Here is a 13839-nt window from a genome sequence, read left to right as displayed (position 1 = left end):
CCACAAGGGGAGAGGGAGAGATGCCTTTGGGAGAATTCATCATGAAACGTCGTGTCAATGTCATCGGTGTGGGGATGACCAAGTTCGCCAAGCCCGGTTCCAGCCCGGAATACTTCGAAATGGCCCGTGACGCCGGTCTGAACGCGCTGAAGGATGCCGGTATCGCCTACAACGAGGTGCAGCAGGCCTATGCCGGGTACGTCTACGGCGACAGCACCTGCGGCCAGCGCGCCGTCTATGAACTCGGGCTTACCGGTATCCCGGTGGTCAACGTCAACAACAACTGCTCCACCGGCTCCAGCGCGCTGTACTTGGCACGTCAGGCCATTGAGGGCGGACTGGCGGAATGCGTGCTCGCCATCGGCTTCGAGAAGATGGAGCGCGGCGCGCTCGGCAGCAAGTTCAACGACCGCATTCCACCCATGGACCAGCATGTGCAGGTGATGATGGACGTGCAGGGCTTCAACTCATCGCCGCCCGCCGCCCAGATGTTCGGCGGGGCAGGGCGTGAGTACCGCTGGCAATACGGCACCCGCCGCGAAACCTTCGCCAAGATCGCCGCCAAGGCGCGTGTCCACGCCGCCAACAACCCCTATGCGCTGTTCAACCAGTTGCTGACGGTGGAAGAAATCCTCGCCTCCGATGACGTCTTCGACCCGCTGACCCGTTTCCAGTGCTGCCCGCCCACCTGCGGCGCGGCGGCTGCCATTCTGTGTTCGGATGAATTCGCCGCCAGACACGGCATCCGCAACGCGGTCTACATCGCCGCGCAGTCCATGACCACCGACTTCGCCAGCAGCTTTGAACCGCGCAGCATGATCAAGATGATCGGCTATGACATGACCAAGGACGCCGCGCGACAGGTCTATGAAGCCTCGGGCATCGGTCCGGAAGACATCGACGTCGTCGAACTGCACGACTGCTTCACCGCCAACGAACTGCTGACCTATGAAGGTCTGGGCTTGTGCCCCGAAGGCGGCGCCGAACAGTTCATCTGGGACGGCGACAACACCTACGGCGGCAAATACGTCACCAACCCGTCCGGCGGCCTGCTGTCCAAGGGCCACCCGCTGGGCGCCACCGGCCTGGCGCAATGCACGGAGCTGGTGTGGCAACTGCGTGGCACCGCGGACAAGCGTCAGGTGGAAGGCGCACGCATCGCCTTGCAGCACAACCTCGGCTTGGGCGGCGCGTGCGTAGTGACGATGTACCGCAAGGACTGAAGAACCGTCTAGGTCGGGCTTCAGCCCGACAACAACCTTCGATCGGAGAGTGTTGTCGGGTTGAAACCCGACCTACAGAAGCCATCACCGGATATTGAACCCCGCCGTCCGCAGCCAACTGTCCGAGGCCACATGCCCAGGAACAACGTATTGGTATAAAGACGGTTGAAAGTGAGATATCGGTCATCGAGTTTTGGCGAAGGACACGGTTTTGCTTCCTTTTGCCAAGACAAAAGGAAGGCCCGCGGCAGGCGACCCCCTCCGCCCCAAAGACACCGTTGGTGGGTTTCGTGCCTCAACCCACCCTACGAACCGAGCAAGAACCAATCCATGAATACCCCAACCCCCCAATGGTGGAACAACCTCCCCGACGACTACTACCGCCACGCCGTCCCCACCCACCTCGACAGCAAATTCCCCCTCAAAGTCCACGGCTCCGCCGCCATGGACCGCATCCTGCGCACCGGCCTCGCCACCATGGTCAGCAGCGCCCTGTCGCCGATGCTGGTATTCCCCGGCCTGCGCGAGCGCGAACTGGAAAAGGCCGGATTCTACGGCGATCTTGCCGCCAAAGGCGACCCATCGGCTGTATTCATGCCGCCCCCGGCCAATGTCATCATCCACAAGACGGCCTCGCCCGCACTGGGTTACCACCCCTCGGTTCCGCACCACGGCCTGCATTTCACCAGCCCCTACGAAACGCTGAATCCCGCCGTCCGCGACAGCTACAACAGCTACGAGGCCAACCGCCAGGTCAGCGCCCAACACTGGACGCATCCCGGCGGTCCGCGACCGACGATGATCTTCATCCACGGCTACTTTGCCTCGCCGTACTGGCTGAACAGCCTGATGTTCTCGTTGAAGTGGTTCTATGACCAAGGGCTGGACATCGTGCTGGTGACACAACCCTTCCACGGGGCGCGCCAGCCGTCAGCCTCGCCGTGGAGCGGCTTCCACTTCCTGTCGCACGGCCTGTGCCACGCCAACGAAGCCATGCTGCAAAGCGTGTTTGACGTGCGTGTGCTGATGAACCACCTCTATGCCACGGGAGTCCCCGCCATTGGTGTTTCCGGCCTCAGCCTGGGCGGGTACATCACGGCGCTGCTGGCCAATGCCGACGAGCGCCTGGCTTTCGCCATACCCAACTCACCCATGGTTTCCCCGGTGGACATGCTGCTGGAATGGACACCCAGCGGCAGCCTGCTGCGGCAGTTGATACCAACCAGCGGTCGTACTGTCCCGGATTTCCGCCGCCTGCTGGCCATCCATTCGCCGCTGAGCTGGCAACCGGTCATCGACCCGCGCCGCCTGCTGGTGATTGGCGGGGCGGGCGACCGTTTCACCGCTCCCCGCTATGTGCAGTTGCTGCACAAACACTGGACGGGCAGCCGTATGCACTGGTTTCCGGGTAACCATGTGTTACATCTGCATCAAAGACGCTATTTGAAGCTGATGCGGGACTTTATCGGGCAGTCGCTCGGTGATATGGTTGAGCGAAATCCAGAATAACCCGAACAGGATCACAAAAATGAGCAACGCCAACGAACGCGCGACGCAGGTTCACTGCCTGCTGCACTGGGAAAAAGCCACTCCCGACAATGTCTATCTCACCCAGCCCTTTGGCAACGGCGTGGTTAAAACCTACACCTGGAAACAGGCGGGCGATGAAGTGCGCCGCATGGCCGCCTACCTGCAATCGCTGAACCTGCCGCCCAAAAGCAACATTGGCTTGCTGGGCCGCAATTCCGCGCACTGGATTCTGGCCGACCTGGCTATCTGGATGGCCGGTCATGTCACCGTGCCGTTGTATCCGACCCTGAACGGCGAATCCTTCACCTATATCCTGGAACACAGTGACACGGCTTTGCTGATGATCGGCAAGATGGACGGCAAGGCCGATGGCTGGAAGGAAATCCAGCCGGTGCTGCCGGAAGGCCTGCCCATCATCGGCATGCCGCTGTCACCCAAGATGAATGTGCCGCAGTGGGACGACATTGTCGCCAAGACTGCGCCGCTGGCGAATCCGCAACTGCCCGATCCCGACAGCCTGGCCACCATCGTTTATACCTCCGGCAGCACCGGCCGTCCCAAGGGCGTCATGCATAGCTTTCGCACCATGATCATCATCATCAATGGCATGGAGTCGATCTGGGGTTTCACCAATAAAGAGCGCATGCTGTCCTACCTGCCGCTGGCGCACGTCGCCGAACGCGCGGCGGTGGAAACCACCTCGCTCTATTTCGGCTTCCAGGTCTTTTTCTCGGAAGGGCTGGACACCTTCCAGCAGGACTTGCAGCGCGCCCAACCCACCATTTTCTTCTCGGTGCCGCGCCTGTGGACCAAGTTCTACCTGGGCGTTCATGAAAAGCTGCCCGCCAAGAAGCAGAAGCTGCTGTTCAGTATTCCTTTCCTGGGCGGTCTGGTAAAAAAGAAAGTCCTCAAGCAACTGGGCATGGATCAGGTTCGCGCCGCTTTGACCGGCTCCGCGCCGCTGCCGCCGAACATTATTTCCTGGTACCGTGAACTGGGCTTGGAACTGCTGGACGTTTACGGCATGTCCGAGAACTTCGCCTATTCCCACGCCAGCAAGCCGGGTGAAATGCGCGTTGGTTATGTCGGTTCGGTGAATCCCGGCGTGGAGCACCGCATTGCCGACAACGGCGAAGTGCACGTGAAGAGCCCCGGCCAGATGCTGGGTTATTACAAAATGCCCGGTAAGATGGAAGAAGAATTGACCGCAGACGGCTACTTCATGACCGGTGATCGCGGCGAAATCGACGAGAAGGGCCGTCTGAAGATTACGGGCCGGGTCAAGGAACTATTCAAGACCAGCAAGGGCAAGTACGTGGCGCCGGTGCCGATCGAGAACAAGCTCAACAACCATCCCAAGGTGGAAGTGGTGTGCGTGACCGGTTCCGGCGAACCGCAGCCTTTTGCCTTGCTGATGCTGTCCCTGGACGCCGTCAAGGAACTGGAACGCGGCGAACTGGACAAGGATGCGCTGTCGCGTGAAATCCACAGCCTGCTGGAGGAAGTCAACGGCAGCCTGGAAGACCATGAAACCCTGGATTATGCGGTGGTGGTGAAGGAGCAGTGGACCATGGAAAACGGTTTCCTGACGCCGACCATGAAAATCAAGCGCAACATCATTGAAGACCGCTACATGCCGAATGCCGGGCAGTGGGTTGCCCGTCGGCAAAAGGTGATCTGGGAGGATTAAAACCCCCTGGCCCCCTTTCCAAGGGGGAAATGATGAGATTGCCGTGACTCCCCCTTGGAAAGGGGGCAGGGGGGTTTTACCATCCCCCCTTATTTCTCAATGACCTCGGTTGCCAATGGCTCCCCCGATTGCCCTCTGGGCTATACCCCTCGTTTATTTCCTGCTGGTCGCCGCCGAATTCGTGGCCATGACCCATGTCGCCTTCGTCCTCACCCGCCAGGGCTTTAGCGCCACCGCCGTCGGATTTGTCGCCACTCTGATGTGGCTGGGCATTTTCTGCGGTTCGGTGCTGGCTTCCCATATCACCCCGCGTTATGGCCGTGAGCCGGTGTTCAGGCGGTCAGTGCAGGCGCTGGTGCTGTGTTTCGGGTTGATAGCGCTGGTGCAGGGCTACTGGCCCTGGGCGGTGCTTGGCTGGTTGCTGGGCGTTGTGGTCGGGGTCATCTGGGTAACTGGTGAGGCGTGGCTGGCCGAGATAGCTCCGCCGGACCGTCGCGGCTTTTACGTCGGTCTGTTTGAGACCTGTGTCGGCATCGGCATGATGACCGGGCCGGTGCTGTTGGCGCTGATTGACCGGGTTGGCGGGCCGCCGTTCTGGGTGGCCTTCGGCATGGGGCTGGCGACCCTGGCGGCCGGAAGGTTGTTGCCGCACAGCGCGCCGGTTGTGGATGCCTCGGAAACAACGGATGGCACTGTACCTGACATTCCGTGGAAAGGGTTGGTGGCGGGCATTGCAGCGGTATCCCTGATCAGTGGTCTGCTGGAAAGCGGCAGCGCTTCCATGTTGCCCGGACTTAGCCTGCGCTTGGGATTTACGGTGCAGGAGGCGGCCTGGCTGGGGGCGGTAATCGGGGCGGGCAGCGCCTTGCTGCAAACCCCGGCCGGGCATCTCAGCGACCGCCTGGGCCTGCATCGAATTGAGACAGTTTGCTGGAGCCTGCTGGCGCTGGTTTCTGTCGGTTTGTGGGGATGGGGAACGCAGTTGTGGTGGATGCTGTGGCTGACTGGTTTTGTGTTCGGCGGCATGGGCGGTGTCATCTATACCCTGGCGATGGTGGAGCTGGGGCAAAAGTTGCAGGGCAAGGGGCTGGTGCGGGCGACGTCGGTGCTGGTGGTTTGTTATACCGCGGGCAGTGCCTCGGGGCCGGTGATGGGCGGCTGGCTGTTTGACCGGGGCGGGCTGGCGTGGCTGGCCGTTGGGTTGGGCACGACGGCGGTGGCAGGCCTGGGGGTGAATTGGTGGCGGGGTAACCGCAATTAGAGTGCGCCGCCTGTAGGTCGGGCTTCAGCCCGACAACACTCTCCGATCGAAGGGCGGTGTCGGGCTGAAGCCCGACCTACAGGTTTGTTCAGGCGAGTCCGGTCAGCTTCACCAGTCGCGTGGTCGCTTCGCTCTGGTTCATGGTGTAGAAGTGGAAAGCCGGGGCGCCGCCCTGGATCAGGCGTTCAATCAGCTTGGCCACCACGGTTTCACCCAGCGCCTTGATGCTGGCGCTGTCATCACCGTAAGCCATCAGCTGCTTGCGCAACCAGCGCGGAATATCCGCCCCGCAGCTGTCCGAGAACCGGATCAGGTTACCGGCGTTGGTGATGGGCATGATGCCGGGAATCACCGGGATGTTCACTCCGGCCTTGGCCAGCCGGTCCATGAAATGGAAGTAGGCGTCGGCATTGAAGAAGAACTGGGTGATGGCGCTGTTCGCCCCAGCCTGAACCTTGGCGATGAAGTTGCGCAGATCGGCTTCGTAGCTATCGGCCTGCGGATGCATCTCCGGGTAGGCCGCCACTTCAATGTGGAAATGATCACCACTGTGCTGCCGCACGAATTCGACCAGGTCACGGGCATAGGGCAGTTCGCCCAGCGTCATCTGCCCGGAGGGCAGGTCGCCGCGCAGCGCCACCAGACGCTTGATATTCTGTTCCTTGTAGCCATCCAGCAACTCGGCCAATGCGGCCTTGGAGTCGCCGATGCACGACAGGTGTGGAGCCACCGGCACCGGCGCGGTCTGTTGCAGGCGGGACACCGTGGTCAGGGTGCGGGTGCGGGTGGAGCCGCCCGCGCCATAGGTCACGGAAAAATACTGGGGATTGAGGGTGCACAATTCCTGATGCACCGTCAGCAGTTTGTCAGCCCCTTCCGGCGTTTTTGGCGGAAAGAACTCGAAACTGATGGGGACGTTTCTGGGCATGATGAATTCCTTCATAGTCCCCTCTCCCCTTGTGGGAGAGGGTTAGGGAGAGGGGTGCTGCAGCGAATCGAACAGTTCGGGTGTTCCGTCCGCTTTCCGCACCCCTCTCCCCGGCCCTCTCCCACAAGGGGAGAGGGGGTTTCATACTTAGTACTTGTACGAATCCTGCTTGTACGGACCGTCGACGCTGACACCGATATACTCGGCTTGGGTCGGTGTCAAACGGGTCAGCACGCCGCCAAACCCGGCGACCATGGCCGCAGCTACTTCTTCGTCCAGCTTCTTCGGCAGCACTTCCACCTTCAGCATCGACGCCTTCACGGCCTCGGAGTGATTGGCGAACTTCTGTTCGTACAGGTACATCTGCGCCAGCACCTGGTTGGCGAAAGAGCCGTCCATGATGCGCGACGGATGGCCGGTGGCGTTGCCGAGGTTGACCAGGCGGCCTTCCGACAGAAGGATCAGGTAGTTCGGGCTTGACGGGTCCAGCGTCGAATCCGGCGATGTGCGATAGACCTTGTGCACCTGCGGCTTCACTTCTTCCCACAGCCAGTTGTCGCGCATGTAGGCGGTGTCGATTTCGGTGTCGAAGTGGCCGATATTGCAGACCACGGCACCGTTCTTCAGCGCGCCCAACATGGCGGCGTCACAGACATTGGTGTTGCCGGTGGTGGTGCAGACGAGGTCGGTTTCACCCAGCAGGCGGGTGTCGATGTCGGCGGCTTTGCCGGTGTTGATTCCGTTTAGGTACGGCGACACCACTTCATAGCCGTCCATGCAGGCCTGCATGGCGCAGATCGGATCAATTTCGGTGACACGGACAATCATGCCTTCCTGACGCAGCGACTGCGCGGAACCCTTGCCCACGTCTCCATAGCCAATCACCAGCGCACGGCGGCCGGCCATCAGCATGTCGGTGCCGCGCTTGACAGCGTCGTTCAGCGAGTGGCGGCAGCCGTACTTGTTGTCGTTCTTGGACTTGGTGACCGAGTCGTTGACGTTGATGGCCGGAACCTTGAGGGTGCCTTTCTTCCACATCTCGATCAGGCGGTGCACGCCGGTGGTGGTTTCTTCAGTGATGCCGTGGATGCTTTCCAGCATCTGCGGATACTTTTCATGGACAATCCAGGTGACGTCGCCGCCGTCGTCCAGAATCATGTTGGCATCCCAGGGCTGGCCGTCTTTCAGCACGGTCTGCTCGATGCACCACCAGAATTCTTCCTCGGTTTCACCCTTCCAGGCGAATACGGGAATCCCGACGGCGGCAATGGCGGCGGCGGCCTGGTCTTGCGTGGAGAAGATGTTGCAAGACGACCAGCGCACTTCCGCGCCCAGCTCTACCAGCGTCTCGATCAGCACGGCGGTCTGGATGGTCATGTGGATGCAGCCGATAATCTTGGCGCCCGCCAGCGGCTTGGCGGCGGCATACTTGCGGCGCAGCCCCATCAGGGCGGGCATTTCGGCTTCGGCGAGGATGATTTCCTTGCGGCCCCAGCTGGCCAGGGCAATATCGGCAACCTTGTAGTCGCCAACGGTTGTCATAGACATGACAAGTCTCCATTGAAGTAGAGGCGGGTGTCGTTGGCAACTTGAGTGAAGTGGTTCGTCCGAGCCTGGCAGCCTTTGCAGCGGCTGTTGCAGCACCCCTCGGGGAACGGGGGAGAGTTTAGCGCAGGGAGAGGGGGGTGGCAATGGCGGCGGGACGGGAGGGCGGTCAGGAGACCGCCCCGGTGCGGTGCGCTCAGAACATGAACTTGCCGCCGATCATCAGGCCGTTATAGAGGTCGACATTCTTGGCGACATCGTAATCGGCCTGGTTGTTGCGATAGCCGGCATAACCGGTCATTTGTTCGCTGAACTCGTATTCACCGCGCAATTCGAATTCCTGATAGTTCTTCATTTTGCCAAAGGACAGCACATTCGGGGCAAAATACAGGGAGGCCGCGATGCTCACCTGCTTGGCGGACGGCGGGGTGAAGCTAAGGCCGCCGCCAACCGCCATGGCTGTGCCGTCTTCCAGCCGGTCATGCTGCTGGAACACGGCCTTGCCGCCGATGGTGGCGCTCAGGTCTTCGTTGATTTTCTGGTCAAGGTTGATGCCGGCGGTGTAGGTGTTGCCCAGATCCTTGACATGCACCCATCCAAAGTCGGAGGTGTAGTTCTTGCTGAAGTTATGACCGTAGTTCAGGCGTACGGCGTCATTGTTGAGGTCCAGCGACAGGGAGTCGGCAAAGACGGGGCCGGCTATCAGCACGGCAAGGGCCAGGAATTTGGCGTTCATGAGGTTCTCCAGTGGTTTCATGTGTTTCTTCATGAAGCCTGTATAACGGTTTAGCGGGGTCAGCGCTGTAATGTTTGGTTACAGCTTTGCTGCTGCCGGGCGGTTTTTCCGTTTCCCGGCTGTGTTCGTTTGACAAGCCTTGAAGCTCCCGCCTAGTATCACTTGGTACATAAGTACAATTATAAAAAGCTGCCAGAGAATCCGATATGGAACATCGCCGCGCGACGGTGAAGATGCCGTGTGTGCTGGGCTTATGCCTGGCATTCGGCATTTCCGCACCGTCAGCGGCGGGTCCGGACGAGGCCGAGATCAAGGCCGCCTTCATCTACAACTTCGCCAAATTCGTCGAGTGGCCGTCGCCGGCTTTCTCCAGGCCGGATGCCGTACTCAACCTTTGTATCAGCGGTCATGATGCCGTGGAGTCCGAGTTGCGCCAGCTGGAAGGCCGCGAGGCGCAAGGCCGCCGCCTGCGGTTGCGTCCTGTGACTTCTCAGGCGGATCTGGAGGGATGCCATGTGCTGTATGTGGCTGGTCCTGAAAATGCTCCCCAATCGTCGTTATTGCAGTCGCTTGAGAGCGAAGCGGTCTTGACGGTTGCCGATCGTCGCGACTTCGCCCGGCAGGGCGGGGTCATCAGCCTGTTTGTCGAGGGTAGTCGTGTGCAGTTCGCCGTCAATCTCTCGGCGGCGCAATCGCGGGGGCTGAAATTCAGCGCTCGTCTCCTTCAATTGGCCCGCGTGCCGAGATAGGGGGAGCGTTCATGAACCGTCTGACCCAACTCCCCCTGCACCAGAAGCTCCGTCGCATCCTGCTGTGGAGCGCAGGCTCCTCGCTGTTAGTGGCCTGGATGGCTTTCGCCGTCATTTCCGTGATCAAGCTGCACAGCGACACCCATTTGCGGTTGACGACACTGGCGAGGGTGACGACCTACAATACCCAAGCGGCCCTGACCTTCAATGACACTCAGGAAACGGCCAATGTGCTGGGTTCGCTGCACAGTGATGTCAGCATTGTCTACGCCTGTGTGTTGAAGACCGGCGGGGTGGCTTTTGCCGAGTGGTCGCGGCAGCCGGTGAAAAAACCGCTGGAGGCCTGCACCGACCGGGCGGACAACCGCGATGCCTGGCTGGCCGGACGGCTGCACTTGCGTGAGCCCATCCACCTGGAAAATGAGCAGATCGGCTACCTGCACCTGGATGCGGACATCCGCCCGTTGTGGACAGAGCTGGCGCTCTACATGACGATCCTGGCGCTGCTGGCCTTGCTGGCCTTGCTGCTGGCGGCGTTTCTGGGCCTGAAGCTGGGCAAGGTGGTGACCGAGCCTATTCTGGATCTGGCGCGCACCGCCGAAGAAGTCTCCACGCAGAAAAATTACGCCTTGCGCGCCAACTTCAGCGGCAATGATGAAGTGGGTCACCTGATTGACTGTTTCAACGATATGCTGGAACAGATCGAGTTGCGTGATCACGAGCTGAAGCAGCACCGGGAAGGCCTGGAGCAACTTGTGGCGCAACGCACGGACGAACTGAAGCACGCCAAGGAAGTGGCCGAGACGGCCAATCGCGCCAAGTCGCAGTTTCTGGCCACCATGAGCCATGAAATCCGGACGCCCATGAACGGCATGCTGGGCATGTCCGAACTGCTGCTGGGCACGCGGCTGGACAGCACCCAGCGCCGTTATGTGGAAACCATTTATGGTTGCGGCGAGGCCTTGCTCAGCATTCTCAACGATATTCTGGATTTCTCGAAGATCGAGGCCGGGCATCTGGTGCTGGAGTCGCTGGATTTTGATCCGGTGCAGGTGGTGGACGATGTCGTCAGCCTGCTGGGCGAGCCAGCCCATCGCAAGGGATTGGTGCTGGTGCGGGAAGTCATGCCGGAGGTGCCCCGGCGTCTGCGCGGCGATCCCAGCCGCTTGCGGCAAGTATTGATCAATCTCGTCAGCAACGCCCTCAAATTCACTGAAAACGGCCAGATCACCCTGGCGCTGTCGTCCGTGGACGCCAGCCAGCCGGTGCTGGAATTCCAGGTGCGGGACACAGGGATCGGCATCAACGACCAGATGCAGTCACAGTTGTTCAGGCCCTTTGTCCAGGCTGACAGTTCCCATGCGCGCCGTTACGGCGGCACCGGTCTGGGGTTGGCCATCGTCAAGCAACTGGTGGAAATGATGGGCGGCAGCATCCGCCTTTTCAGCCAGGAAGGCGAAGGCAGTATTTTTACCATTCGCATCCGTCTGGCCCTGCCCCTGACAGCGGCTCCGCCGCCCGAGGCCGCCAACGGCAGTCCCCGCTTACCGGTTGCCGAGCCCGCTGACTTGTTCCGGGGCTTCCGCCTGCTGCTGGCCGAAGACACCCCGACCAATCAGGAAGTGATGCGCGCCATGCTGAGCGGCATGGGCTGCGAGGTCGACGTGGTAGTGAACGGTTTGCAGGCGCTGCACGCCATGCAGCGCCACCGTTATGATCTGGTGCTGATGGATTGCCAGATGCCGGAAATGGATGGCTTTGAGGCCACCCGTCGCTATCGGGAGTTTGAACAGGAACGCCGTCTGGGCCCGGTGCCGATCCTGGCGGTGACGGCCAGTGTGCTGGCCGAGGAGCGCGCGGCCTGCCTGGAATCGGGCATGAACGATATCCTGGCCAAACCGTTCAAGCGTCAGGAGTTGCGGACCATGCTGGGGCAGTGGTTGCGGCCGCGCAGCATCCAGCGGCGGGCGCCATGACCGGTCGGCCCCCGGTGCGCCGGAGTCCGCCTTGGCTGTGCCTGGCGGGCCTGGCCCTGAGCGCGCCGGCCGCTGGCGGGCAGGACTCGGTGTTTGACCTGTCGCTGGAATCGCTGATGGAGTTGCAGGTGTCGGTGGCGTCTCCCTTCGAGAGCAACATTGCAACCACAGCGGCATCCATTTCAGTGTTGCGTCCGGCCGACTGGGAGCGCCGCGCAGCCCGCTCGGTGGAGGAGGCGCTGGAGCAGATTCCGTCAGTGGCGGTCTATTCTTCGCTGAACTCGGCGCGGATGGTGGCGGTGCGCGGTTATGCCAATGAAATTTCCGTGCGCGGCATGGCCATCCTGCTGGACGGTATTCCGCTCAACAACTTCAGTTATGCCACCAGTGCTTACGACCTACCCTATCTGTCCCCCGACCTGCTGGGCGGCATCCAGATGATTCGCGGCCCCGGCAGCACGCTTTATGGCAGCGACGCCTTTCACGGCGTGCTGGCGCTGACGACCCGCCGCGATGGGGAAACAGGATCAAGGGTGCGGGTGCAGGGCGGCAGCTACGGCGATGCCGCCGTATCGTTGCGGCAGGTTGACGAATTTGACGGCGGAAGCGTCAGGCTGGGGGCTGCCCTGACCCGTCATGGCGATCGTGACCTGGCGTATGGCTATCATGATCCGGCCACCGGTGCGCCCGCGACCAGCGAGCGGCAGTACCGGGAGAATGACAAGGCCGGTTTTGTGCATCTGGATCTGGGTAATCGCGAAGCGTCCTCGGGGCTGCTTCAGTTGAAGCTTTATGCCGATGAATACCGCAGTGAAGACTTTCCGGGAGTGGGCGTCCAGTTCTATCCGCCCCTGCGCCGCAAGATGGTCCTGCAGAGTCTGAGCCTGGCCGCCGACCGCGACACCGGCTCCCAAGAATCCTCCTTTGGCTTGCTGGGTCTCAAATACGAGCGACTCCTGGACAATGATCTGGCGCTGACGCTGGATATCTGGCGGTGGCAGGCGGAACAGACCTGGGCCTTCGATTTCAGCGCTTACCCCACCACGTTCCCGACGACCGACAGCGGTGTTTTGCCTTGCCGCACCAGCCTGTCCCAGGCCAATGCCTTACCGGTTTTCTGCCCTCACACCATTTACCAGTTTACCCGGGACAGCCGCACCGGCGTTTCGGTGAAGTTGACCAATGAAGACCGCCGTATCCGCACACAATGGGCGATCGGCGTTGGCCGCGACACGCTGGCGGTTGGCAAAGCCGATGTGCGCCGCATCGGCGTTAACGGTCAGGTCTATGTGGATATTGATACCCCGTTCGGCAACGTCGGCCGCAGCATTGATTACCTGACGTTCCAGGCGCGCAGTCTGCTCAATGACCGGCTCAGCGCGGTGTACGGCTGGCGTCTGGACCAGTATTCGGACGTGGGAACGGCCACCTCGCCACGACTGGGGCTGGTGTATCAGGGGGGGGAGCACTGGTCGGGCAAGCTGTTGTACAACGAGGCGTTCCGCGCTCCGAGCGCCGCCGAGCGCTATGGCTCCGGCCCGGGCTCGCAGCAGATGGCCAATCCTGAAATCCGGCCGGAAACCATCCGCACCCTGGAGTTGATCCTGCAACATTACCGCATGGCGCAGGACAGTGAGCTGACGCTGTTCCACAGCCAGTGGGTTGACGGCATTGTCCTGAATCCGGTCAACCAGACGGTCAGCCAGTACCAGAATACCGGTGGCAATGAAGCGTGGGGAGTGGAGTTGAGTCATAGTTTCCGCCGCGCCGGGTGGCTGTACAGCGGCAACCTGTCCCATACCCGCAGCCGCAACACCAACAGCGGTGATGATTATTCAGCCTTTCCGCAGAACATCCTGAATCTGGGTGCGGGGCGTGAGTGGGACGGCGGCCTGAGCCTGTGGCTGAATCTGCGCGGCCAGCTGGACCGCACTACGACCGACCATCTGGCGCAGCTGCCGGTGGTGTCCGCCCCCGATTACTGGCGGGCGGACCTGCATCTGGAGCATCGTCAGGGGCGGCAGCGTCTGTGGCTGGATGTCCGCAACCTGTTGGATCGGCGCAATATTGTTCCTTCCCTCTTTAATGCTGAAGGCGGCAACCCGGATGAAGGCGTCAACGCCCGGCTGGGCGGTGAGTGGAACTGGTAACGGCAGGGCCGTTCCGGTTTAAAATGTATTTTTCCCGCCCCGGACCCGCCA

The 13839-nt window shown here is 61.2% G+C and carries 10 protein-coding genes and 1 riboswitch; of the genes, 7 read left to right on the top strand and 3 right to left on the bottom strand.

The features are described 5' to 3' along the window. Positions 1-41: 41 nt before the first annotated feature. From Q7T36_RS03785 to Q7T36_RS03770, 4 genes are all read left to right on the top strand, one after another. Positions 42-1223, top strand: a complete 1182-nt coding sequence (locus tag Q7T36_RS03785) for a lipid-transfer protein (protein ID WP_304844213.1) — start codon at positions 42-44, stop codon at positions 1221-1223. 330 nt (positions 1224-1553) lie between these two features. Then, entirely contained in the window at positions 1554-2732 is a 1179-nt protein-coding gene (locus Q7T36_RS03780) for an alpha/beta fold hydrolase (protein WP_304844211.1), read from the top strand. A 19-nt stretch (positions 2733-2751) separates the two neighbouring features. Beyond that, positions 2752-4443 carry an AMP-binding protein gene (locus Q7T36_RS03775; protein WP_304844209.1) on the top strand — a complete coding sequence of 564 codons (1692 nt, stop codon included), beginning with the start codon at positions 2752-2754 and terminating at the stop codon, positions 4441-4443. Positions 4444-4558: 115 nt separating this feature from the next. Further along, a complete protein-coding gene (locus Q7T36_RS03770) occupies positions 4559-5704 on the top strand; it encodes an MFS transporter (protein WP_304844207.1) in 1146 nt (381 codons plus the stop codon). A gap of 88 nt (positions 5705-5792) precedes the next feature. Here Q7T36_RS03770 and metF read toward each other — a convergent pair whose 3' ends face one another. The 3 genes from metF to Q7T36_RS03755 all read right to left on the bottom strand — a co-directional run bounded on the left by metF (position 5793) and on the right by Q7T36_RS03755 (position 8913). Further along, the gene (metF, locus tag Q7T36_RS03765) at positions 5793-6632 is read right to left on the bottom strand and encodes a methylenetetrahydrofolate reductase [NAD(P)H] (protein ID WP_304844204.1); all 840 of its coding nucleotides are present in this window, start codon (positions 6630-6632) and stop codon (positions 5793-5795) included. A 147-nt stretch (positions 6633-6779) separates the two neighbouring features. Further along, entirely contained in the window at positions 6780-8180 is a 1401-nt protein-coding gene (ahcY, locus tag Q7T36_RS03760; RefSeq protein ID WP_304844202.1) for an adenosylhomocysteinase, read from the bottom strand. Between the two features lie 18 nt (positions 8181-8198). Continuing rightward, a riboswitch (S-adenosyl-L-homocysteine riboswitch) is annotated at positions 8199-8287 on the bottom strand. 86 nt (positions 8288-8373) lie between these two features. Then, on the bottom strand, positions 8374-8913 hold the full coding sequence (locus Q7T36_RS03755; protein WP_304844200.1) for a YfaZ family outer membrane protein: 540 nt from the start codon (positions 8911-8913) through the stop codon (positions 8374-8376). A 206-nt stretch (positions 8914-9119) separates the two neighbouring features. Here Q7T36_RS03755 and Q7T36_RS03750 point away from each other — a divergent pair, with 206 nt between their 5' ends. Genes Q7T36_RS03750 through Q7T36_RS03740 form a run of 3 tightly spaced genes read left to right on the top strand, consistent with a single transcriptional unit; the run spans position 9120 to position 13788 of the window. Next, positions 9120-9662 (top strand): YfiR family protein, encoded by a 543-nt coding sequence (locus Q7T36_RS03750; RefSeq protein WP_304844198.1) that lies wholly within the window; start codon positions 9120-9122, stop codon positions 9660-9662. Positions 9663-9673: 11 nt separating this feature from the next. Beyond that, complete coding sequence (locus tag Q7T36_RS03745) at positions 9674-11638, top strand: ATP-binding protein (protein ID WP_304844196.1); 1965 nt, start codon at positions 9674-9676, stop codon at positions 11636-11638. Continuing rightward, positions 11635-13788, top strand: coding sequence for a TonB-dependent receptor (locus tag Q7T36_RS03740; RefSeq protein WP_304844193.1), 2154 nt, complete (start codon positions 11635-11637; stop codon positions 13786-13788). The genes Q7T36_RS03745 and Q7T36_RS03740 overlap by 4 nt, the downstream gene beginning before the upstream one ends. Positions 13789-13839: the final 51 nt, after the last annotated feature.

The sequence above is a fragment of the Fluviicoccus sp. genome (assembly GCF_030646115.1).
GTDB lineage: Bacteria > Pseudomonadota > Gammaproteobacteria > Pseudomonadales > Moraxellaceae > Fluviicoccus.
This window is presented reverse-complemented; position numbering and strand designations above follow the sequence as displayed.